The sequence below is a fragment of the Enterobacter wuhouensis genome, assembly GCF_035835995.1.
Lineage (GTDB): Bacteria > Pseudomonadota > Gammaproteobacteria > Enterobacterales > Enterobacteriaceae > Enterobacter > Enterobacter wuhouensis.
This window is the reverse complement of sequence record NZ_CP142124.1, coordinates 4,200,261-4,221,114: the sequence shown is the minus strand read 5'-3', so window position 1 is coordinate 4,221,114 and position 20,854 is coordinate 4,200,261. Positions and strand designations below refer to the sequence as shown.

Genomic DNA, 20,854 nt, shown 5'->3' with positions numbered 1-20,854 from the left:
CACCCCGGTCACATAGTTATCTATGCTCCCGGGGATTCACGAGCTTGCCGCCTTGTTGCAACCCAAAATCCTTAGAAGATTAACTAGCGTAGGCCGGGTAAGCGAAGCGCCACCCGGCAATAATTTAAAAAAGGGGCTTTAGCCCCTTTTTTGTCTGGAGAATTTATTATGGCGAAAGAATTTGGTCGCCCTCAGCGCGTAGCGCAGGAAATGCAGAAAGAGATCGCGCTCATTCTGCAACGTGAAATTAAAGACCCACGCGTGGGCATGATGACCACCGTCTCTGGCGTAGAGATGTCTCGTGACCTGGCCTATGCCAAAGTGTTCGTGACCTTCCTGAACGATCAGGATGAAGCCGCGGTGAAAAACGGTATCAAAGCGCTGCAGGAAGCCTCTGGCTTCATCCGCTCTCTGCTGGGCAAAGCGATGCGCCTGCGTATCGTGCCAGAGCTGACCTTCTTCTACGACAACTCGCTGGTCGAAGGTATGCGCATGTCCAACCTGGTGACCAGCGTGGTGAAACACGACGATGAGCGTCGTGTTAACCCAGCGGACGACAGCAAGGAGGACTGATGAGTCGTCCTCGTCGTCGCGGTCGCGACGTGCATGGCGTGCTGCTGCTGGACAAACCTCAGGGCGCATCCAGCAACGACGTGCTGCAAAAAGTGAAGCGTATTTTTAACGCCAACCGCGCGGGCCATACGGGTGCGCTGGATCCGCTGGCGACCGGTATGCTGCCGGTTTGCCTGGGAGAGGCGACAAAGTTTTCCCAGTATCTGCTGGATTCCGATAAGCGTTATCGCGTTATCGCTAAACTGGGCCAGCGCACGGATACCTCCGACGCGGACGGCCAGGTCGTGGAAGAGCGTCCGGTGACCTTCAGCGCGGAACAGCTTGATGCGGCGCTGGAAAGCTTCCGTGGTGACACCATGCAGGTGCCGTCGATGTATTCGGCGCTGAAATATCAGGGCAAGAAGCTCTACGAATATGCGCGTCAGGGCATCGACGTCCCGCGCGAAGCCCGTCCGATTACCGTGTACGAGCTGCTGTTCATTCGCCATGAAGGCGATGAGCTGGAGCTGGAAGTACACTGTTCGAAAGGCACCTATATTCGCACCATCATTGACGACCTCGGCGAAAAGCTGGGCTGCGGCGCGCATGTTATCTACCTGCGTCGTCTGGCCGTCAGCACATACCCGGTTGAGCGCATGGTCACTCTGGAGCATCTCCGTGAGCTGGCTGAGCAAGCTGAAACGCAGGGAATTGCGCCGGCAGATTTGCTCGACCCGTTACTGATGCCGATGGACAGTCCGGCAGCGGATTTCCCGATTGTTAATCTTCCTTTAACATCGTCCGTGTACTTTAAGAACGGAAATCCTGTGCGGACCACGGATGCGCCGCTGGAAGGTCTGGTACGAGTGACCGAAGGTGATGAGGGTAAGTTTATCGGCATGGGTGAAATGGATGGCGAAGGGCGTGTTGCCCCTCGTCGCCTGGTCGTTGAATATCCGGTCGAAGCCTAACGGCGATTGCGGCTCACCTTGCGATAAGCAGGGGAGACGAGTAGAATATCGCCGCTTAACGATCTGCAAATTGTTTAACAATCGGCTGGTCGTATACTGGGATTGCTGAATTAGAGATCGGCATCCTTACATTCTTTATATTCTGGAGTTTGAAAATGTCTCTAAGCGTTGAAGCTAAAGCTAAAATCGTTTCCGAGTTTGGTCGTGGTACTAACGACAGCGGTTCTACCGAAGTTCAGGTTGCACTGCTGACTGCACAGATTAACCACCTGCAGGGTCACTTTGCAGAGCACAAAAAAGATCACCACAGCCGTCGTGGTCTGCTGCGTATGGTTTCTCAGCGTCGTAAACTGCTCGACTACCTGAAACGTAAAGATGTTGCACGCTACACCGCGCTGATCGAGCGTCTGGGTCTGCGTCGCTAAGTCTTGCGAGTTTCAGAAAAGGGGGCCTGATGGCCCCTTTTTTCAACCAGACGGCAGCAATTCACTGGAAACTATTGTATTGTTGCTATAAATGATCTTCATTGCAGAGGTTCGCGCGGCTAATGAGAGGCTTCACCCATGGGGGTGTCGGTTGTCATTAGTCGCGAGGATGCGAAGAAGGTCGGGTTAAATCGTCAGCACGCCTGTGGTGTGCTGTCATACATTTTAGAAAGGACAGAACTTTGCTGAATCCGATCGTTCGTAAATTCCAGTATGGTCAACATACCGTCACGCTGGAAACCGGCATGATGGCACGTCAGGCTACTGCTGCCGTTATGGTAAGCATGGATGACACCGCGGTATTCGTTACCGTTGTTGGCCAGAAAAAAGCTAAACCAGGTCAGGACTTCTTCCCGCTGACCGTTAACTACCAGGAGCGTACCTACGCTGCCGGTAAAATCCCGGGTGGTTTCTTCCGTCGTGAAGGCCGTCCAAGCGAAGGCGAAACCCTGATCGCGCGTCTGATTGACCGCCCTGTTCGTCCGCTGTTCCCGGAAGGCTTCGTAAACGAAGTTCAGGTTATCGCGACCGTTGTTTCCGTTAACCCACAGGTTAACCCGGACATCGTTGCTATGATCGGCGCATCTGCTGCCCTGTCACTGTCTGGTATTCCATTCAATGGCCCAATCGGTTCCGCGCGCGTTGGCTACATCAACGACCAGTACGTGCTGAACCCAACTCAGGAAGAGCTGAAAGAAAGTAAGCTGGACCTGGTGGTTGCCGGTACTGAAGCGGCGGTTCTGATGGTTGAATCCGAAGCTGAACTGCTGAGCGAAGACCAGATGCTGGGTGCGGTGGTGTTTGGCCACGAACAGCAGCAGATCGTTATCCAGAACATCAACGACCTGGTGAAAGAAGCCGGTAAACCACGCTGGGACTGGCAGCCAGAAGCGGTGAACGACGCGCTGAACGCACGCGTTGCTGCACTGGCAGGCGCACGTCTGAGCGATGCATACCGCATCACCGACAAACAAGAGCGTTACGCTCAGGTTGACGTCATCAAATCAGAAACCATCGCGACGCTGGTTGCTGAAGATGAGTCTCTGGATGCTAACGAGCTGAGCGAAATTCTGCACGCTATCGAGAAAAACACCGTTCGTAGCCGCGTTCTGGCAGGCGAGCCGCGTATCGATGGTCGTGAAAAAGACATGATCCGTGGTCTGGACGTTCGTACTGGCGTTCTGCCACGTACTCACGGTTCCGCGCTGTTCACCCGTGGCGAAACGCAGGCGTTGGTTACCGCAACCCTGGGTACTGCACGTGACGCACAGAACATCGACGAACTGATGGGCGAGCGTACTGACAGCTTCCTGTTCCACTACAACTTCCCTCCGTACTCCGTCGGTGAGACCGGTATGGTTGGCTCGCCGAAGCGTCGTGAAATTGGTCACGGTCGTCTGGCGAAGCGCGGCGTGCTGGCAGTGATGCCGGAAGCAGACAAATTCCCGTACACCGTTCGTGTGGTGTCTGAAATCACCGAATCTAACGGCTCTTCTTCTATGGCTTCCGTGTGTGGTGCCTCTCTGGCGCTGATGGATGCAGGCGTGCCAATCAAAGCCGCCGTTGCGGGTATCGCAATGGGCCTGGTGAAAGAAGGCGACAACTTTGTTGTTCTGTCTGACATTCTGGGCGATGAAGATCACCTGGGCGATATGGACTTCAAAGTCGCAGGTTCCCGCGAAGGTATCTCTGCGCTGCAGATGGATATCAAAATTGAAGGTATCACCAAAGAGATCATGCAGGTTGCTCTGAACCAGGCTAAAGGTGCGCGTCTGCACATCCTGGGCGTGATGGAACAGGCGATTAACGCGCCGCGCGGCGACATTTCTCAGTTCGCTCCGCGTATCCACACCATCAAGATCAATCCAGACAAGATCAAAGACGTTATCGGTAAGGGCGGTTCTGTAATCCGTGCTCTGACCGAAGAGACCGGCACCACTATCGAAATCGAAGATGACGGTACTGTGAAGATCGCAGCAACCGACGGTGAGAAAGCGAAATTCGCTATCCGCCGCATCGAAGAAATCACTGCAGAGATCGAAGTGGGCCGTATCTACGCGGGTAAAGTGACCCGTATCGTTGACTTTGGCGCATTCGTTGCCATCGGTGGCGGTAAAGAAGGTCTGGTACACATTTCTCAGATCGCCGACAAGCGCGTTGAGAAAGTGACCGATTACCTGCAGATGGGCCAGGAAGTCCCGGTTAAAGTTCTGGAAGTTGATCGCCAGGGCCGCATCCGTCTGAGCATTAAAGAAGCAACCGAGCAGTCTCCTGCTGCTGCGCCAGAAGCACCGGCAGCAGAACAGCAAGGCGAGTAAGGTTGCCATTTGCCCTCCGCTTTGCGGAGGGCCTATTATCAGGCAGGACGCCTTGTTAGCAGCCGGGGGACAGGACGTTCATCCAATAGTTGTCTTCGGGAGTGGGAAATGAAGCCTTTTTTGCGCTGGTGTTTCGTTGCGACAGCTTTAACGCTGGCAGGATGCAGCAACTCTGCCTGGCGTAAGAGCGAAGTCCTCGCAGTGCCATTGCAACCGACTTTGCAGCAGGAAGTGATTCTGGCACGCATGGAACAAATTCTTGCCAGTCGGGCTTTAACCGATGACGAACGCGCACAGCTTTTATATGAGCGCGGAGTGTTGTATGATAGTCTCGGTCTGAGGGCATTAGCGCGAAATGATTTCTCACAAGCGCTGGCAATCCGACCTGATATGCCTGAAGTATTCAATTACTTAGGTATATATTTAACGCAGGCAGGCAATTTTGATGCTGCCTATGAAGCGTTTGATTCTGTACTTGAGCTTGATCCAACTTACAACTACGCGCACTTGAATCGCGGTATCGCATTGTACTACGGCGGTCGTGATAAGTTAGCGCAAGATGATCTGCTGGCGTTTTATCATGACGATCCTAATGATCCTTTCCGCAGCCTGTGGCTTTACGTCGTTGAGCGAAAGCTCGATGAAAAGCAGGCCAAAGAAGCACTGAAACAGCGCTTCGACAGTTCGGATAAGGAACAGTGGGGATGGAACATTGTCGAGTTCTACCTGGGGAACATTAGCGAAGCAACGCTGATGGAACGCCTCAAGGCGGACGCAACGGATAACACCTCGCTCGCTGAGCATCTCAGTGAAACCAACTTCTATTTAGGTAAGTACTACCTAAGTCTGGGGGATAAGGACAGCGCCACGGCACTGTTCAAATTAGCGGTTGCTAACAACGTACACAACTTCGTTGAGCACCGTTATGCATTGTTGGAATTATCGCTCTTGGGCCAGGAGCAAGACGACCTGGCAGAATCGGACCAGCAATAGCTGACGACATAAACATCAGCCCGTAATCTTTTGATTGCCATCACCTTAACTGGTGAGGGCGTTGTTGTTCGTCAATACACCTACTTTGAGCCGGTTCACACTTTTCAATGAAAATTGCTAATCATTTTCACGATGAGCTAAGTAGACTGGCCGCCATTAATATCGAGGCACTTGTACTACATGGCTGAATTCGAAACCACTTTTGCAGATCTGGGCCTGAAGGCTCCTATCCTTGAAGCCCTTAACGATCTGGGTTACGAAAAACCATCTCCGATCCAGGCTGAGTGTATCCCACACCTGCTCTCTGGTCGTGACGTGCTGGGCATGGCCCAGACTGGTAGCGGTAAAACTGCAGCGTTCTCGCTGCCGCTGCTGAACAACATCGATCCGGACCTGCGTGCACCGCAGATCCTCGTCCTGGCTCCAACCCGTGAACTGGCTGTTCAGGTTGCAGAAGCTATGACGGAATTCTCTAAACATATGCGCGGCGTAAACGTGGTAGCCCTGTACGGCGGCCAGCGTTATGACGTGCAGTTACGCGCCCTGCGCCAGGGTCCACAGATTGTTGTCGGTACGCCGGGCCGTCTGCTGGATCACCTGAAGCGCGGTACTCTGGACCTCTCTAAACTGAGTGGTCTGGTACTGGATGAAGCAGATGAAATGCTGCGTATGGGCTTCATCGAAGACGTCGAAACTATCATGGCGCAGATCCCAGAAGGTCATCAGACCGCTCTGTTCTCTGCAACCATGCCGGAAGCAATCCGTCGCATCACCCGCCGCTTCATGAAAGAGCCGCAGGAAGTGCGTATTCAGTCAAGCGTTACCACTCGCCCGGACATCAGCCAGAGCTACTGGTCCGTGTACGGCATGCGCAAAAACGAAGCGCTGGTACGTTTCCTGGAAGCAGAAGATTTTGATGCGGCGATTATCTTCGTTCGTACCAAAAACGCGACTCTGGAAGTGGCTGAAGCCCTGGAGCGTAGCGGCTACAACAGCGCAGCGCTGAACGGCGACATGAACCAGGCCCTGCGTGAGCAGACTTTGGAACGTCTGAAAGACGGTCGTCTGGATATCCTGATTGCAACCGACGTGGCAGCACGTGGTCTGGACGTTGAGCGTATCAGCCTGGTTGTAAACTACGACATCCCAATGGATTCCGAGTCTTACGTTCACCGTATCGGTCGTACCGGTCGTGCGGGTCGTGCTGGCCGCGCGCTGCTGTTCGTTGAGAACCGCGAGCGTCGTCTGCTGCGCAACATCGAACGCACCATGAAGCTGACCATTCCAGAAGCTGACCTGCCAAATGCAGATCTGCTGGGCAAACGCCGCCTGGAAAAATTCGCCGCGAAAGTACAGCAGCAGCTGGAAAGCAGCGATCTGGATCAGTACCGTGCGCTGCTGTCGCAGATTCAGCCTACCGCTGAAGGCGAAGAGCTGGACATGGAAACCCTGGCTGCAGCACTGCTGAAAATGGCTCAGGGCGAACGTAGCCTGATCGTGCCGCCAGATGCGCCAATGCGTCCTAAGCGTGAATTCCGTGACCGTGACGATCGTTTCGAACGTCGTGGCGACCGTAATGACCGTGGCCCGCGTGGCGATCGTCCAGAGCGTGGTGGTGAAGACCGTCCACGTCGCGAGCGTCGTGACGCTGGCGAAATGGAACTGTACCGCATTGAAGTTGGCCGTGATGACGGTGTTGAAGTTCGTCATATCGTTGGCGCGATCGCTAACGAAGGTGATATCAGCAGCCGTTACATTGGTAACATCAAGCTGTTCGGTACTCACTCCACCATCGAGCTGCCTAAAGGCATGCCGGGCGAAGTACTGCAGCACTTTACGCGCACCCGCATCCTGAACAAGCCGATGAACATGCAGCTAATGGGTGATGCACAGCCTCGCTCCGATCGCGGTGGCGAACGTCGTGGCGGTGGTCGCAGCTTCGGTGGCGAGCGTCGTGAAGGCGGTCGTAGCGAAGGTCGCGGTGAACCACGTCGTTTTTCCGGCGAACGCCGTGAAAGCCGTGGCCCACGTCGTGACGAAGGCTCAAGTCGTCGCCGTGACGCGTAAGCCTTACGCACCTGACGTAAAGTAAAATATACAGCCCCGATAAATGCTATCGGGGCTTTTTTTATTTCCTTTGTACTCTTGTACTGGTACAGTGCTGCACATTAACATGCATCACCGCATTATTGACTGGAGAAATGGCTGTATGGCGACACTAACCACCACCCAAACGTCACCTTCGCTGCTTGGCGGCGTGGTGATCATCGGCGGTACCATCATTGGTGCTGGGATGTTTTCCCTGCCCGTGGTCATGTCCGGTGCGTGGTTCTTCTGGTCGCTGGCGGCGCTGGTGTTCACCTGGTTCTGCATGCTCCACTCCGGGCTGATGATCCTTGAAGCGAACCTGAACTACCGCATTGGCTCAAGCTTCGACACCATCACCAAAGATCTGCTGGGCAAAGGCTGGAACCTGGTGAACGGGCTGTCCATCGCGTTTGTGCTCTACATCCTGACCTACGCATATATTTCGGCGAGCGGCTCAATCCTGCATCACACCTTCTCAGAGATGTCGCTGAACGTTCCGGCGCGTCTGGCGGGGCTATGCTTTGCGCTGGCTGTGGCGTTTATCGTCTGGATGAGTACCAAAGCGGTGAGCCGCATGACGGCGATCGTGCTGGGCGCGAAGGTCATCACCTTCTTCCTGACCTTCGGCAGCCTGCTGGGGCACGTGACGCCCGCCACGCTGTTTAACGTCGCGGAAGTGAATACCTCCTACACACCGTACCTGCTGATGACGCTGCCGTTCTGTCTGGCGTCGTTCGGCTACCACGGCAACGTGCCGAGCCTGATGAAGTACTACGGCAAAGATCCGCGCACCATCGTGAAGTGTCTGGTCTACGGCACGCTGCTGGCGCTGGGGCTGTACGTGATTTGGCTGCTGGGGACGATGGGCAACATCCCGCGTCCGGAATTTATCGGCATTGCCCAGAAGGGCGGTAACATCGACGTGCTGGTGCAGGCCCTGAGCGGCGTGCTGAACAGCCGCAGCCTGGATCTGCTGCTGGTTATCTTCTCTAACTTTGCGGTGGCGAGCTCTTTCCTCGGCGTGACCCTGGGGCTGTTTGACTACCTGGCGGATCTGTTTGGCTTTGATGATTCTGCCATGGGGCGCTTCAAAACCGCGCTGCTGACGTTCCTGCCGCCGATTGTGGGCGGCCTGCTGTGGCCGAACGGCTTCCTCTACGCCATTGGCTATGCAGGGCTGGCGGCAACCATCTGGGCGGCGATTGTACCGGCGCTGCTGGCGCGTAAATCACGTAAACGCTTCGGCAGCCCCAAATTCCGCGTCTGGGGCGGCAAGCCGATGATTGCGCTGATCCTGGTGTTTGGCGTTGGCAACGCGCTGGTTCACGTGCTGTCGAGCTTTAACCTGTTGCCCGTGTATCAATAAGTCTTTTGTGCCGGATGGCGGCTACGCCTTATCCGGCCTACGCGATCCCGTAGGCCCGGTAAGCGCAGCGCCACCGGGCGAAACAATGGCTATCCCACCAACTCCTCTTTCACCTGCATCGCCAAGTCAAACGAATGCAAACGCGCCTGGTGATCGAAAATCTGACCGTTAACCATAATCTCATCCGCCTGCGTCTCGCTCAGTACCGCGTCCAGCCCGTGGCGCACTTTCGCTTTATCACCCACCAGCGACATGCTCAGCGCCTGCTGAACGCCATACTGCTCGGAGGCGGACCACAGCTGGTGCATATTCTCTACCGGTGGCGGAAGCTGGCCGGTCTCGCCGCGGCGCAGCTTCATAAACGCCTGCTGCATTGAGGTAAACAGGAATTCAGCGTCGCGGTTGCTGTCTGCGGCAATGATGTTAATACATACCATCGCGTACGGCTTCTCAAGACGCTCGGACGGTTTGAAGTTCGTGCGGTACAGATGCAGCGCCTGGTGCAGCATATCCGGCGCGAAGTGCGAGGCAAACGCAAACGGCAGCCCCAGCTGTGCGGCGAGCTGGGCGCTGTACAGGCTTGAGCCTAGCAGCCACACCGGGATCTTCTCACCGTAACCCGGTACCGGGCGTACGTGCGGGTTCGGATCGCGCGCGTCGAACCAGTCCACCAGCTCAGCCACGTCGCGCGGAAAATTGTCGATATCACCGCTCATATGGCGGCGCAGGGCGCGCATGGTTGGCTGGTCGCTGCCTGGCGCGCGGCCAAGCCCCAGGTCAATTCGGCCCGGGTATAAGGTATTCAGCGTACCAAACTGCTCGGCGATAACGAGCGGGGCGTGGTTCGGCAGCATCACGCCGCCGGATCCCAGGTGCAGGGTAGTGGTATTTGCTGCAAGATAGCCAATCAGTACCGAGGTGGCGGCGCTGGCGATGCCTACCATGTTGTGATGCTCGGCCAGCCAGTAGCGGTGGTAGCCACGCTTTTCGGCCAACTGAGCCAGATCCAGAGAGTGCGAAAAGGCTTCTCTTGCCGAGGAGCCTTGTGGGATCGGCGCCAGATCCAGCACCGAAAACGGAATGGTTTTGTCAGTCATAACAGCTCACTTTGTCGACGGTGAATCTTTAATACTGCATTAAAAAATGATAACCGTTGTTAACAAAGTGAGCCTTTTTTACGCCTGCAGCTCCAGCCCGGCCAGACGCTTCCAGTAACCGTTGCAGTCGCTGTTGGCCGTCAGCGGCAGCGGCGCGGCACCGTTTTCGTTGGCGCGGAAGGCGTCCAGCATCGCGAACACGCCGGTATCGAGCGGCGACAGCCGCACCATATCCACCAGCCCGTCCATCGACGCCAGCTCGTTGCCGAGGTTATAAACATAGCCGCTCATGGTCTGAATGCCGTTCAGGACAAACACCTGCTGGTTCTCCTGCGACAGCATGCTGCGCCCGTTCGGGTACTTGATGCAGCAGGTTTCGCATTCGTCTTTCGGACGATCTTCCGACCGCGCGGTAAAGCAGCGGGCGGAGTAGGCCAGCGGCAGATGGCCGTAGCTCAGCACTTCCACTTCGAACTGATTGCGTATGCCCAGCTCGTCGCACTGATTCAGCAGGTTTGCCAGCCAGTCGCGGGAGAGTTCTACCGGCATGCACCAGCGCGTCATCCCCTGCTTGAGCAGTAGGCGCAGGGTCACGGCGTTGTAGCAGTTAAGCGCGTGGCCCGCGACAAACGGCAGCTTACGCTCGGCGCACATATTCACCACGCCGAGATCGCTCGCTTCCAGCAGGAACTCGCCGTTTTCGACGTAGCGCTTCAGCTCGCCCAGTTCGGACGAGGCCTGCACCAGCGCGAGCGTTGAGAGCACCACCTGCTTGCCGCTCCCGGCCAGGCTTTTCGCCATATCCAGCCAGTCGCCCACTTTGGTGGCGCGGCGCTTGCTGCACACCGCTTCGCCGAGGTAAATCACGTCGGCGCTGCTGGTGGCGGCCTGTTGGTAAAAATCTTCCAGCGTCTCTTTTGGCCAGTAGTAGAGCACCGGTCCTAATGAATATTTCATGATTATCTCACTGCCATTTACGGTGATACGCGCCAAGCGTGGTTTGCGTGCCTTCGGACATTGAACCGAGCGTCTCCATCCAGGCCGGCTGCGGGGCGTAGTTCTGCGGGTCCGCCATGCAGCGGTCGATGGCCTGACGCCACACTTTCGCCACCTGGCTCACGTAGGCCGGGCTGCGCTGGCGACCTTCGATTTTCACCGAGGCGATATTGGCCGCCAGCAGCTCTGGCAGCAATTCCAGCGTGTTAAGGCTGGTGGGCTCTTCCAGCGCGTGGTAGCGCTCGCCGTCGACCAGATAGCGGCCTTTGCACAGCGTTGGATAACCGGCGTTTTCACCGTCCTGATAGCGATCGATCAGCACTTCATTTAGACGAGATTCCAGCCCCTGAGGCGTTTGCTGCCAGCGAACAAAGCGGGCAGGGGAGCAGGCTCCGACGGTATTCGGTGATTCACCGGTGAGATAAGAGGAAAGATAGCAGCGACCTTCAGCCATGATGCACAGGCTGCCGAAGGCAAAAACCTCAAGCGGCACTGGCGTGACGCGGGCGAGTTGCTTAACCTGATGAATAGAGAGCACGCGCGGCAGCACCACGCGGGCGACGTCGAAGTTTTGATGATAAAAACGCACGGCTTCTTCGTTGGTGGCGGATGCCTGAACAGAGACGTGGCGCTCAATATGCGGATAACGTTCTGCCGCATACTCAAGCATGGCGAGGTCGGCCAGGATCAGCGCATCGGCGCCGAGCTGCGCCGCCATATCCACCGCGCGCTGCCAGCGTGCGTAGCCGTCAGGATGGGCAAAGGTATTGATGGCAATGTGCAGCTTGCGGCGGTGCTGGTGAACGAAGTTAACGGCTTCCTGAAGCTTTTTCTCCGTAAAGTTGAGGCCAGCAAAATGGCGGGCGTTGGTGTCATCTTTCAGCCCGATATAGACCGCATCGGCCCCATTTTCGATGGCCGCCTTAAGCGCCGGAAGATTTCCGGCAGGGCAGAGCAGCTCCATAAATTATCCTGATGTTGTCGATCGCAGGGATCGCAAAATTGTTAACGAGCTGGGATTTTAATTAACCCATACGCGACAATTTTTGATTTAAGGCAGCTAATGGCGTATTGATGACACCAATAATGAGGTAAGCCGGACGTCGGTTTGTTGATTTACGCCGCTATGTTCTGGAATGGATGTGGCAAAATAGCGGGATTACAGATATCAGGGAGTAAAGCTCGTGCTGGAGAAACTGCGTTCACGTCTCGTACAATTTGGTCCATCAATGCTGAGCGTGCCGGTCAAGCTGGCACCGTTCGCGCTTAAACGTCAGGTGCTGGAGCAGGTGCTGAGCTGGCAGTTCCGTCAGGCGCTGCAGGATGGCGAGCTGGAATTTCTGGAAGGCCGCTGGTTAAGCATTGAGGTGCGCGACATCGGGCTGCGCTGGTTTACCTCCGTTGAGAACGGCCAGCTGATCGTGCGCGAGTCCGCCGAGGCGGACGTGAGCTTTAGCGCAGACGCCAGCGATCTGCTGATGATCGCCGCGCGTAAGCAGGACCCGGATACGCTCTTCTTCCAGCGCCGTCTGGTGATTGAAGGCGACACGGAGCTGGGCCTGTACGTGAAGAATTTAATGGATGCCATTGAGCTGGAGCAGATGCCGAAAGCGCTGCGCGTGATGTTAATGCAAATGGCAGATTTCGTTGAGGCCGGGCTGAAAACCCCGCCGGACGGTAAACACACTTCAGTAGGTGAGCCATGCTGATTCGAGTCGAAATTGGGATTGATGCACCGGGTATCGATGCATTGTTACGCCGCTCTTTTGAGAGCGATGCGGAAGCCCAGCTGGTCCACGATCTCCGCGAAGACGGCCTGATCACGCTGGGGCTGGTTGCCACCGATGACGAAGGTCAGGTGGTGGGCTATGTGGCCTTCAGCCCGGTGATCGTTCAGGGCGAGGATCTTCAGTGGGTCGGAATGGCACCCCTGGCGATCGATGAAAACTATCGCGGGCAGGGTCTGGCGCGCCAGCTGGTCTATGAAGGGCTGGATTCGCTCAATGAGTTCGGTTACGCGGCCGTTGTCACGCTGGGCGATCCGGCGTTCTATGGCCGTTTAGGCTTTGAGCAGGCCGCGCATTACGATCTGCGCTGCCGCTGGCCGGGTACGGAATCCGCTTTCCAGGTCCATCGCCTGGCGGACGATGCGCTCAACGGCGTCAATGGCCTGGTCGAGTATCACGACCATTTCAATCGCTTTTAATCAGGCTCTCGCGTAGCGCCTCAAAGGAGCCGTCTCCGGTCACGAGGCGCTCTTTCTGGCGCTTCGTCAGCTGCTTGATGCGATATTCCAGCCTCAGCGCCAGCGAACGGTCGCCGACGGCCGCTGAGAAGGCGAGCCGTAATTCCCCTTTCCCCCGCAGCGCCTTAGCGCCTTTCCCCGTTTGATGCTGTAAAAAACGCCGCGCCACATCGGTAGTGATCCCGGTGTAGAGGGCGTTATCAGCGGTTCGGACAAGATAGAGAAACCAGCACACGGTAAACGGATTCAGTATGTTAAGGTGAACGCACCATAGCATGAGAGAGAACGAAAATGGAAACACTGGCCGCCATTAGCCGCTGGCTGGCGAAGCAGCATGTCGTGACCTGGTGCGTCTATGACGAGGGTGAGATGTGGTGCGCGAACGCGTTTTATTACTACGATCCGGAGCGCGTGGCGTTTTACGTCATGAGCGAAGACAAAACCCGGCATGCGCAGATGACCGGCCAGCAGGCGAAGATAGCTGGCACGGTAAACGGCCAGCCGAAAACCGTCGCACTGATCCGCGGGGTGCAGTTCAAAGGTGAAATCCGTCGGCTGGACGGAGAAGAGAGCGACGCGCGGCGTAAACACTACACGCGTCGCTTCCCTGTTGCGGCTGCGCTAAAGGCCCCGGTGTGGGAAATCCGCCTCGATGAGCTGAAATTTACCGACAACACCCTGGGTTTTGGCAAAAAGCTGCACTGGTTACGTCCCGAGCAGGCGTAGCGCTTCCCGGTTAAACGCCGGGAGATCGTCCGGGGTGCGGCTGGTGATCAGCTGGTCCTTGTCGTTCACGACCTCCTGATCGTAAAACTCCGCGCCCGCGTTTTTCAGATCGATAACGATCGGCTTCACGGCGGTCAGTTTGCGCCCGCGCACGACTTCGGCGCTGATCAGCAGCTGCGGACCGTGACAGATAGCAAACACCGGTTTGCCTGTTCCCACGAAGTCACGGGTAAACGTCACGAAGCGCTCGTCCCCGCGCAGGGAATCCGGTGAATGGCCGCCGGGTAACAGCAGGGCGTCGAAATCGGACGGGCTGACGTTATCGATAGACTCATCAATCGTCACGCTGGCTTCTCCCTTATGGCCTTTCACCGTTTTGCCCGCTTCTTTCTCAATGGTGATGACCTCATGTCCCGCCTTGCGGAATGCCTCTGCAGGAGAGGTGAATTCTGAATCTTCAAACTCGTCGGTAATCAAGACTGCGATTTTCTTGCCCATGCTTCCTCCGTTGTTTTGGGTTCAGACTGATTTTTCTCCGTTTGTGGTAAATACTTACCTGTAACAGACTTCTAAGTGTGGTAGACCACGCTGAGTTCGCAAACGGACAATTCTGTAAAGGGGATACGATGAGTCAGGTATTGATTACGGGTGCTACCGGGCTGGTGGGCGATCATCTGCTGCGGCTGCTGATTCAGGATCGCCATGTGAACTACATTGCTGCTCCGACGCGTCGCCCGCTGGCGGATATCTCGGGCGTCTTTAACCCGCACGATCCGCAGCTGACCGACGCACTGGCGCAGGTTCAGGATCCCATTGATATCGCCTTTTGCTGTCTCGGCACCACGCGGCGCGAGGCGGGCAGTAAAGAGGCATTTATCCACGCCGACTACACGCTGGTGGTGGATACGGCGCTCACCGCGAAAAAGCTGGGGGCGAAGCATTTTCTGGTCGTAAGCGCCCACGGTGCAAATGCCAGCTCGCCTTTCTTCTATAACAAGGTGAAGGGCAAAATGGAGGATGCGCTGATTGCGCAGAAGTGGGAGCGCCTGACGATCGTGCGCCCCTCCATGCTGATCGGTCATCGCGACGAGCGGCGTTTTAACGAGTCATTTTTTGCGCCGCTGTTTCGTATCCTTCCCGGCAACTGGAAATCCATCGAGGCGCGGGACGTGGCGCGCGCGATGCTAAAAGAGGCGCTTTCTCCCTCGCAGGAAGGCGTGAACATCATCCCTTCGGCAAAACTGCGTGAAATCGCACAGGGCGAGGCGTAAACTCCCCCGGCTAATTAAATAACACTCTCCGGGGAATGCTATGACTGGTCAGTCTTCATCTCAGGCGGCTACGCCTTTTCAGTGGTGGAAGCCCGCACTTTTCTTTCTCGTGGTCATTGTCGGCCTCTGGTATGTGAAATGGCAGCCGTACTACGGCAAAGCCTTCACCGCTGCCGAAACGCACAGCATCGGTAAATCTATTCTCGCTCAGGCTGATTCCAGCCCGCTTCAGGCGGCATGGGATTACGCCATGGTTTACTTCCTTGCCGTCTGGAAAGCCGCCGTGCTCGGCGTGATTCTGGGCTCGCTGATACAGGTGCTTATCCCGCGCAACTGGCTGGTGAAAACGCTGGGGCAGCCGCGCTTTCAGGGCACGCTGCTGGGGACCATTTTCTCCCTGCCGGGCATGATGTGCTCCTGCTGCGCCGCACCGGTTGCGGCGGGTATGCGTCGTCAGCGCGTGTCGATGGGCGGCGCGCTGGCGTTCTGGATGGGTAACCCGCTGCTCAACCCGGCAACGCTGGTCTTTATGGGCTTCGTGCTTGGGTGGCATTTCGCGTTCATCCGCCTGGTCGCCGGGCTGCTGACCGTGCTGGTGGTGGCGACGCTGGTGCAAAAACTGGTGAAGGATACTGCCGCAGAACCCGCAGCCGTTGAGCTGGACGTCAGCGAGCCGGAGGGTGGCTTCTTTGCCCGCTGGGGTATCGCGCTGTGGCAGCTTTTCTGGAGCACCATCCCGGTTTATATCCTGGCGGTGCTGGTATTGGGGGCGGCGCGCGTCTGGCTCTTCCCGCATGCGGATGGCGCTATCGACAACACGCTGATGTGGGTCATTGCGATGGCCGTTGCAGGCTGCCTCTTCGTGATCCCTACGGCGGCGGAAATTCCGATTGTTCAGACTATGATGCTGGCGGGCATGGGCACCGCACCGGCGCTGGCGCTGCTGATTACGCTGCCGGCGATCAGCCTGCCGTCGCTCATCATGCTGCGTAAGTCATTCCCGGCGAAAGCGCTATGGCTGACTGCGGGGCTGGTGGCGTTGAGCGGGGTGATAGTGGGGAGTGTTGCGTTGCTGTAAAAAAAAGCCCGGTGGCGCTAGCGCTTACCGGGCCTACAGTAAGGTGTGGCTTACTTAATGTACGTAAACGCGGTGGTAACGTGCTTCACGCCGCTCACCCGGCTGGCGATATCCGCCGCCGCTTTCCCTTCACGTTCGGTCACCAGGCCCAGCAGGAACACTTCGCCGTTCTCGGTGGTCACCTTCACGTTAGAGGATTTCACCTGATCGGAGCCCAGCAGCTGGGAGCGAACTTTGGTGGTAATCCAGGTATCGGATGAGGCGTCTCCCAGGCCAATTGGCTGGCCCTGACGCACTTCGTTAAACACTTCCGTAGTACCTTCTACGCCCATCGCAATTTGTTTCGCGCGTGAGGCCAGATCCATATTCGGTGCCTGGCCTGCCAGCAGCACTTTGCCCTGGTAAGCCGTCACGTTGATGCGCGCTTCTTTCTTGATTTGTTCGTCTTTCGACAGCGCGCTGTTGACGCGAAGTTCAAGCGTACCGTCATCTACCTGTGTTCCAACAGAACGCGGATCGGTTGCCGCTTTGGTACCCACTGCCGCGGTGCCGACAACGGCCGCTGCAATACATCCCTGAAGTAACAGTGCAGACGTTAGGACTGCGAGGGTCGATAAAGCCTTCATTAGTACTCCTTAATCATCCTGGTGAGGAAAAAGCGTGTTATCGATCAGATCGCATAAGCAGTTTACCGTCAGCATATGCATTTCCTGAATACGCGCGCTGCGGTGGGACGGAATGCGGATCTCCACATCCTGCGGCCCCAGTAAACCTGCCAGCTCGCCGCCGTCATAGCCGGTCAGGGCCACGATAGTCATATCGCGGGTGACGGCTGCTTCAACGGCTTTGACGATATCCCGGCTGTTGCCGCGCGTGGAGATCGCCAGCAGCACGTCTCCGGCATGGCCCAGGGCGCGCACCTGCTTAGCGTAAATCTCGTCATGCAGACGATCGTTAGCAATCGCTGTTAAGACCACATTATCGGTATTTAGTGCAATGGCGGGTAAACTCGGTCGTTCTGTTTCAAAACGATTGATCATGCTGGCAGCAAAATGCTGTGCGTTGGCGGCTGACGTGCCATTGCCACAACAGAGGATTTTGTTGCCATTCAACAGGGACTGTACCAGCGTCATGGCTGCGCGAGAGATCGCGTCCGGGAGGGCTTCCGCCGCGGCAATCTGAGTCTGGATGCTTTCTGTGAAGCACACTTTAATTCTTTCGAGCACGTTATCCCTTTTAAATCTTAATTATGCGTCTTCGCCAAAAGCGTTTTTAAGCCAGTCGATCTCATTTCCGGTGAAGGCTATCACATCGAACCGGCAATCCACAGTATCAAAACTCCCATTATGGCGGGCGAGCCACAAGTGGGCAGTCTGTAATAATTTTTGTTGTTTGGCGAACGTCACGCTGGCGGCAGCACCGCCAAAACGGGATGACTGTCGAAAACGCACTTCAACAAACACGGTGGTGTGACCTTCTTTCATAATCAGGTCGATTTCGCCGCCGCGTCCGCGGACGTTGGCGGCGACGAAGCGCAGTCCTTTGCCTTCAAGCCAGCGACGCGCTTTTAACTCCCACGCGTCACCGGTCTCTTTACGGCTTAACTGGCCGGGACGATTTGCCCCTGCTGGTATTTGAGCCATGATAACTTCCTGTTAATCACACAATCCTGAGTGGCGGTCAGATCGCCGGTATTGCCGTTAAGCTCAAAGCCCGGCACCTGGCGCATCTGGGTAAAGTGGTTTGCCAGCGCCCATGCATCGACACCCATCGCATACAGACGCGCCAGCGAGTAGTCGTTACGTACCGCGCCGAGCGCCTGCTGCATCAGCGCCGGGTTGCTGCCCGCCAGCATTGGGATTTCACTGTACTGAAGGCCATCCATCTCCAGACGGAAATCCGGGCCAGCGGTGCCCTGCGCGCTGCGCGAGCTGGCGTAGAGCGTTGCGCCGCTCTGGCTGCCGTTACGCATCGCGATCATTGGCTTAATGAAGGCAATCTCTTCCGGCGTGGCGACGATATAGGCCGCATCGACTTTACCGCCCCCGCTAATTTGCGCGTCGGTTGGCGGAGCTGGAATGGTCAGGCCGCCGATGGTCACGCCCTGCTGCTGCGGCAGGCTTGCGGAGACCGGGCTGCCGTTCAGCGCAATGCCTGCACCGCCGTTGACGCCTGCTCTCAGCTCAGAGGCCGAACCAAACTTCTGCTGCAGCACTACGCCGCCGCCGAGCGTTTGCCACTCCTGAGCAAAGGCATTTGCCACGCGATCGCCCAGCGTGCTGCGTGGGATGAGCAGCAGCGGAGCCTGCTTACCCTGCTCGTGAATATGACGCGCCGCGTCGCGCGCTTCGTCTTCCGGAGAAAGCGCGAAGTAGCAGATGTTGGCGCGGTTTTGCACGTTCTCTGGCTGGTTGAGCGCCAGCACGTTCAGCGTGGTGTTGCTCTTCATCAGCTCTTCCACGTTGTTTTTCAGCAGCGGGCCGACAACGATGCTCGCGCCATCTTTTTGCACCTGGGCCAGTACCTGGTCAAGCGGCTGAGAACTGGTGTCGTAGATTTTCAGCTCAGCGCCCGGCGCAGCGCTGGTGGTTGCCACGGTTTGTGGCTGGGCGACAGGCTGCTGTTCCGCTGGCGCGGTTTGCGGCTGCGGCTGTTCAGCCGTTGCCGGGGCAGGTGTTTCTGCCGGTGCTGGAGGGGTTGTCGCAGGCGTCGTCGGCGCGGTGACCGGGTTCTGCATGGTGCCCTGCGCAGGCGTTTGCGCCGTGGTCAGGTCGCTGGTCTCTGCGGCAGACGGGCTAACAACGTCATTCACGTTGGCTGCCTGAGCGGCCTGCTCCGGAACTGCGCTGCCGGACACTGGCGTGATGCCATTTTTCGCCGCTTCAAAACCTTGCTGAATGGTGCGGCCAAATACCGCCGCCTGGCCGTTCAACGGCAGAAGCAGGGCGATTTTGCTGGTGGAGGCTGGCTTGAAGTTCTGCACGTTCACCAGCTGGGTTGGCAGCATTTTTGCGCCCGGGTTTTGCGGATAGCGGGTCTGCCAGTCGGTAATGCCGGCTTTCAGCATCTTTGGATCGCTGCGGTTGGTCAACCACATCTGCTGCAGATCCAGCCAGCCCTGCAGCACGTTTTCGTCTGCATTGATGACCAATGCCCGAGCCTGCTCCTGCGTCATGGACGCGAGCGCCTGCCAGGTCGCATCGATATTTTTCTGCTTGTCCGCACCGGCGAGCAGCGGCTCCTGTGCGATCAGGGCGCGCAGCAGCGTCAGCGAAGGGCGACCCTGTTCAGCGGTGATACCGGCCTGCCAGAAGCGAGCCTGCTGATTTTTATCCAGCGCGCTGACGTCGATATTGCCGAGAATTTTCTTCGCGGACTCGTAATTTTTCAGCGCCACCTTCAGCTCGGCCGACAGCAGACCCTGCTCACGACGCTGGGTGTCGTTAAGATCCTGAGGCAGCTGGTTGAACAGTTCAGCGGCCTGCTGGGTTTTACCCTCTTTCAGCAGTGCACGAATGGCGAGTAATTGCCAGTTGATCCTGGTATCATTTGAGCTCTGCGACATTTGTTGCAGATAAAAACCAGAATCAGCCTGAGCCGAACCCTGCATATGGGCAGCGGTCTGGTCGGGTGCCTGGGTGCCACAGCCAGCGAAGATCAGGGCTGCCAGCAGGAGAGGCACGCTACGCGCGGCTTTTGTTCGAAGTAACGTTAAGGGTACCATACTGTATCCAGTGATTTTTTTTACGCAATGCTCAATATTAAATCGGCAATACGGACTAAACAATGAAACAACACGAAACGGCGGATAATTCTCAAGGCCAGCTTTATATTGTACCTACTCCTATCGGGAATTTGTCTGATATTACCCAACGTGCGCTGACCGTATTGCAAGCTGTTGATTTAATTGCCGCTGAAGATACTCGCCACACGGGTTTACTGCTGCAACACTTTGCGATAAACGCCCGCATGTTTGCCCTGCACGATCACAACGAGCAGCAAAAAGCCGAAACGCTGGTGGCGAAGCTCAAGGAAGGGCAGAACATTGCGCTGGTCTCTGACGCCGGTACGCCGCTGATTAACGATCCTGGCTACCACCTGGTGCGCACCTGCCGTGAAGCAGGCATCCGCGTCGTGCCGCTGCCGGGGCCGTGCGCCGCCATCGCGGCGCTGAGCGCGGCGGGTCTGCCGTCCGATCGCTTCTGCTATGAAGGTTTCCTGCCCGCCAAATCCAAGGGCCGCCGCGATGTCTTAAAAGAGCTTGAAGCTGAACCGCGCACTCTGATTTTCTATGAATCAACCCACCGCCTGCTGGAAAGCCTGGACGATATGGTGACCGTCTGGGGAGAAGCCCGCTACGTGGTGCTGGCGCGCGAGCTGACCAAAACCTGGGAAACGATCCACGGCGCGCCGGTGGGCGAGCTGCTGGCGTGGGTGAAGGAAGACGAGAATCGCCGCAAGGGCGAAATGGTGCTGATTGTCGAAGGGCATAAGGCACAGGAGGACGCGCTTCCAGCCGACGCGCTGCGCACGCTGGCGCTGCTGCAGGCAGAACTGCCGCTGAAGAAGGCCGCTGCGCTGGCGGCGGAAATTCACGGCGTGAAGAAGAATGCGCTGTACAAGTATGCGCTGGAGCAGCAGGGGGAGTAATTCCTGCTGTTGTTGTGC

Annotated in this window: 23 protein-coding genes; 14 read left to right on the top strand and 9 right to left on the bottom strand. The window is 56.9% G+C overall.

The genetic code is table 11. The annotated features are described in order from the left end of the window. The first annotated feature begins 168 nt into the window (after positions 1 to 168). The 8 genes from rbfA to mtr all read left to right on the top strand — a co-directional run bounded on the left by rbfA (position 169) and on the right by mtr (position 8,773). Positions 169 to 573: a 30S ribosome-binding factor RbfA gene (gene rbfA / locus VPX56_RS20090; protein ID WP_003024988.1), complete on the top strand. Its 405-nt coding sequence runs from the start codon at positions 169 to 171 to the stop codon at positions 571 to 573. After that, complete coding sequence (gene truB / locus VPX56_RS20085) at positions 573 to 1,523, top strand: tRNA pseudouridine(55) synthase TruB (protein ID WP_326468563.1); 951 nt, start codon at positions 573 to 575, stop codon at positions 1,521 to 1,523. Before rbfA ends, truB begins: the two co-directional genes overlap by 1 nt. A 155-nt stretch (positions 1,524 to 1,678) precedes the next feature. Beyond that, positions 1,679 to 1,948, top strand: coding sequence for a 30S ribosomal protein S15 (gene rpsO, locus VPX56_RS20080; RefSeq protein ID WP_003861789.1), 270 nt, complete (start codon positions 1,679 to 1,681; stop codon positions 1,946 to 1,948). Positions 1,949 to 2,190: 242 nt separating this feature from the next. Next, positions 2,191 to 4,326, top strand: a complete 2,136-nt coding sequence (pnp, locus tag VPX56_RS20075; protein WP_263610414.1) for a polyribonucleotide nucleotidyltransferase — start codon at positions 2,191 to 2,193, stop codon at positions 4,324 to 4,326. A gap of 108 nt (positions 4,327 to 4,434) precedes the next feature. Beyond that, on the top strand, positions 4,435 to 5,319 hold the full coding sequence (nlpI, locus tag VPX56_RS20070) for a lipoprotein NlpI (RefSeq protein ID WP_131635323.1): 885 nt from the start codon (positions 4,435 to 4,437) through the stop codon (positions 5,317 to 5,319). A gap of 107 nt (positions 5,320 to 5,426) precedes the next feature. Next, entirely contained in the window at positions 5,427 to 5,507 is an 81-nt protein-coding gene (gene yrbN / locus VPX56_RS20065; RefSeq protein ID WP_097397692.1) for a protein YrbN, read from the top strand. Beyond that, positions 5,500 to 7,386: a DEAD/DEAH family ATP-dependent RNA helicase gene (locus VPX56_RS20060; RefSeq protein ID WP_131635324.1), complete on the top strand. Its 1,887-nt coding sequence runs from the start codon at positions 5,500 to 5,502 to the stop codon at positions 7,384 to 7,386. The genes yrbN and VPX56_RS20060 overlap by 8 nt, the downstream gene beginning before the upstream one ends. A gap of 142 nt (positions 7,387 to 7,528) precedes the next feature. Next, positions 7,529 to 8,773, top strand: coding sequence for a tryptophan permease (mtr, locus tag VPX56_RS20055; protein ID WP_047646463.1), 1,245 nt, complete (start codon positions 7,529 to 7,531; stop codon positions 8,771 to 8,773). Between the two features lie 89 nt (positions 8,774 to 8,862). Here mtr and VPX56_RS20050 read toward each other — a convergent pair whose 3' ends face one another. The 3 genes from VPX56_RS20050 to ubiU form a co-directional block, all read right to left on the bottom strand. Further along, positions 8,863 to 9,870, bottom strand: coding sequence for a luciferase-like monooxygenase (locus tag VPX56_RS20050; RefSeq protein WP_326468558.1), 1,008 nt, complete (start codon positions 9,868 to 9,870; stop codon positions 8,863 to 8,865). Between the two features lie 78 nt (positions 9,871 to 9,948). Further along, positions 9,949 to 10,827 (bottom strand): U32 family peptidase, encoded by an 879-nt coding sequence (locus tag VPX56_RS20045; RefSeq protein WP_090418859.1) that lies wholly within the window; start codon positions 10,825 to 10,827, stop codon positions 9,949 to 9,951. A gap of 7 nt (positions 10,828 to 10,834) precedes the next feature. After that, a complete protein-coding gene (gene ubiU, locus VPX56_RS20040; RefSeq protein WP_114978834.1) occupies positions 10,835 to 11,830 on the bottom strand; it encodes a ubiquinone anaerobic biosynthesis protein UbiU in 996 nt (331 codons plus the stop codon). Positions 11,831 to 12,050: 220 nt separating this feature from the next. Between ubiU and ubiT the strand changes: the two genes are divergently transcribed. Both ubiT and VPX56_RS20030 read left to right on the top strand, forming a co-directional pair. After that, positions 12,051 to 12,575 carry a ubiquinone anaerobic biosynthesis accessory factor UbiT gene (gene ubiT, locus VPX56_RS20035; RefSeq protein WP_131635327.1) on the top strand — a complete coding sequence of 175 codons (525 nt, stop codon included), beginning with the start codon at positions 12,051 to 12,053 and terminating at the stop codon, positions 12,573 to 12,575. Continuing rightward, positions 12,569 to 13,072 (top strand): GNAT family N-acetyltransferase, encoded by a 504-nt coding sequence (locus VPX56_RS20030; protein ID WP_326468551.1) that lies wholly within the window; start codon positions 12,569 to 12,571, stop codon positions 13,070 to 13,072. Before ubiT ends, VPX56_RS20030 begins: the two co-directional genes overlap by 7 nt. Here the strand turns inward: VPX56_RS20030 and VPX56_RS20025 are convergent. After that, positions 13,059 to 13,388, bottom strand: coding sequence for a GIY-YIG nuclease family protein (locus tag VPX56_RS20025; protein ID WP_326472145.1), 330 nt, complete (start codon positions 13,386 to 13,388; stop codon positions 13,059 to 13,061). The two genes, VPX56_RS20030 and VPX56_RS20025, sit on opposite strands and share 14 nt — an antisense overlap. A gap of 14 nt (positions 13,389 to 13,402) precedes the next feature. Here VPX56_RS20025 and VPX56_RS20020 point away from each other — a divergent pair, with 14 nt between their 5' ends. Further along, a complete protein-coding gene (locus VPX56_RS20020; RefSeq protein ID WP_326468549.1) occupies positions 13,403 to 13,837 on the top strand; it encodes a YhbP family protein in 435 nt (144 codons plus the stop codon). Here VPX56_RS20020 and VPX56_RS20015 read toward each other — a convergent pair. Further along, positions 13,817 to 14,335 carry a type 1 glutamine amidotransferase domain-containing protein gene (locus tag VPX56_RS20015; RefSeq protein ID WP_131635330.1) on the bottom strand — a complete coding sequence of 173 codons (519 nt, stop codon included), beginning with the start codon at positions 14,333 to 14,335 and terminating at the stop codon, positions 13,817 to 13,819. The genes VPX56_RS20020 and VPX56_RS20015 overlap by 21 nt on opposite strands. 128 nt (positions 14,336 to 14,463) lie before the next feature. Between VPX56_RS20015 and VPX56_RS20010 the strand changes: the two genes are divergently transcribed. After that, complete coding sequence (locus VPX56_RS20010; RefSeq protein ID WP_131635331.1) at positions 14,464 to 15,108, top strand: NAD(P)H-binding protein; 645 nt, start codon at positions 14,464 to 14,466, stop codon at positions 15,106 to 15,108. 40 nt (positions 15,109 to 15,148) lie between these two features. After that, positions 15,149 to 16,186, top strand: a complete 1,038-nt coding sequence (locus VPX56_RS20005; RefSeq protein WP_326468545.1) for a permease — start codon at positions 15,149 to 15,151, stop codon at positions 16,184 to 16,186. 50 nt (positions 16,187 to 16,236) lie between these two features. On the opposite strand, the gene dolP is transcribed toward VPX56_RS20005, so the two are convergent. From dolP to VPX56_RS19985, 4 genes are read right to left on the bottom strand one after another with little or no spacing between them, the layout of a single operon-like run. Then, positions 16,237 to 16,812, bottom strand: a complete 576-nt coding sequence (gene dolP / locus VPX56_RS20000) for a division/outer membrane stress-associated lipid-binding lipoprotein (protein ID WP_263610418.1) — start codon at positions 16,810 to 16,812, stop codon at positions 16,237 to 16,239. A 9-nt stretch (positions 16,813 to 16,821) separates the two neighbouring features. Continuing rightward, positions 16,822 to 17,412 (bottom strand): DnaA initiator-associating protein DiaA, encoded by a 591-nt coding sequence (gene diaA / locus VPX56_RS19995; protein WP_003861754.1) that lies wholly within the window; start codon positions 17,410 to 17,412, stop codon positions 16,822 to 16,824. A 21-nt stretch (positions 17,413 to 17,433) separates the two neighbouring features. Continuing rightward, entirely contained in the window at positions 17,434 to 17,829 is a 396-nt protein-coding gene (locus VPX56_RS19990) for a YraN family protein (RefSeq protein WP_326468543.1), read from the bottom strand. Beyond that, on the bottom strand, positions 17,787 to 19,910 hold the full coding sequence (locus tag VPX56_RS19985; RefSeq protein ID WP_326468541.1) for a penicillin-binding protein activator: 2,124 nt from the start codon (positions 19,908 to 19,910) through the stop codon (positions 17,787 to 17,789). The genes VPX56_RS19990 and VPX56_RS19985 overlap by 43 nt, the downstream gene beginning before the upstream one ends. Before the next feature lie 62 nt (positions 19,911 to 19,972). Here VPX56_RS19985 and rsmI point away from each other — a divergent pair, with 62 nt between their 5' ends. Beyond that, a complete protein-coding gene (gene rsmI, locus VPX56_RS19980) occupies positions 19,973 to 20,836 on the top strand; it encodes a 16S rRNA (cytidine(1402)-2'-O)-methyltransferase (RefSeq protein WP_131635336.1) in 864 nt (287 codons plus the stop codon). Positions 20,837 to 20,854: the final 18 nt, after the last annotated feature.

Bases quoted from the DNA above. Each gene is read 5' to 3' on its own strand.
- yrbN (WP_097397692.1), top strand. From the start codon at position 5,427: ATGAAAATTGCTAATCATTTTCACGATGAGCTAAGTAGACTGGCCGCC.
- VPX56_RS20050 (WP_326468558.1), bottom strand. From the start codon at position 9,870: ATGACTGACAAAACCATTCCGTTTTCGGTGCTGGATCTGGCGCCGATC.
- VPX56_RS20030 (WP_326468551.1), top strand. From the start codon at position 12,569: ATGCTGATTCGAGTCGAAATTGGGATTGATGCACCGGGTATCGATGCA.
- VPX56_RS20045 (WP_090418859.1), bottom strand. From the start codon at position 10,827: ATGAAATATTCATTAGGACCGGTGCTCTACTACTGGCCAAAAGAGACG.
- VPX56_RS20020 (WP_326468549.1), top strand. From the start codon at position 13,403: ATGGAAACACTGGCCGCCATTAGCCGCTGGCTGGCGAAGCAGCATGTC.
- VPX56_RS20015 (WP_131635330.1), bottom strand. From the start codon at position 14,335: ATGGGCAAGAAAATCGCAGTCTTGATTACCGACGAGTTTGAAGATTCA.
- VPX56_RS20005 (WP_326468545.1), top strand. From the start codon at position 15,149: ATGACTGGTCAGTCTTCATCTCAGGCGGCTACGCCTTTTCAGTGGTGG.
- truB (WP_326468563.1), top strand. From the start codon at position 573: ATGAGTCGTCCTCGTCGTCGCGGTCGCGACGTGCATGGCGTGCTGCTG.
- VPX56_RS19990 (WP_326468543.1), bottom strand. From the start codon at position 17,829: ATGGCTCAAATACCAGCAGGGGCAAATCGTCCCGGCCAGTTAAGCCGT.
- nlpI (WP_131635323.1), top strand. From the start codon at position 4,435: ATGAAGCCTTTTTTGCGCTGGTGTTTCGTTGCGACAGCTTTAACGCTG.
- dolP (WP_263610418.1), bottom strand. From the start codon at position 16,812: ATGAAGGCTTTATCGACCCTCGCAGTCCTAACGTCTGCACTGTTACTT.
- rbfA (WP_003024988.1), top strand. From the start codon at position 169: ATGGCGAAAGAATTTGGTCGCCCTCAGCGCGTAGCGCAGGAAATGCAG.
- VPX56_RS20010 (WP_131635331.1), top strand. From the start codon at position 14,464: ATGAGTCAGGTATTGATTACGGGTGCTACCGGGCTGGTGGGCGATCAT.
- mtr (WP_047646463.1), top strand. From the start codon at position 7,529: ATGGCGACACTAACCACCACCCAAACGTCACCTTCGCTGCTTGGCGGC.
- rpsO (WP_003861789.1), top strand. From the start codon at position 1,679: ATGTCTCTAAGCGTTGAAGCTAAAGCTAAAATCGTTTCCGAGTTTGGT.
- rsmI (WP_131635336.1), top strand. From the start codon at position 19,973: ATGAAACAACACGAAACGGCGGATAATTCTCAAGGCCAGCTTTATATT.
- VPX56_RS19985 (WP_326468541.1), bottom strand. From the start codon at position 19,910: ATGGTACCCTTAACGTTACTTCGAACAAAAGCCGCGCGTAGCGTGCCT.
- VPX56_RS20025 (WP_326472145.1), bottom strand. From the start codon at position 13,388: ATGCTATGGTGCGTTCACCTTAACATACTGAATCCGTTTACCGTGTGC.
- VPX56_RS20060 (WP_131635324.1), top strand. From the start codon at position 5,500: ATGGCTGAATTCGAAACCACTTTTGCAGATCTGGGCCTGAAGGCTCCT.
- ubiU (WP_114978834.1), bottom strand. From the start codon at position 11,830: ATGGAGCTGCTCTGCCCTGCCGGAAATCTTCCGGCGCTTAAGGCGGCC.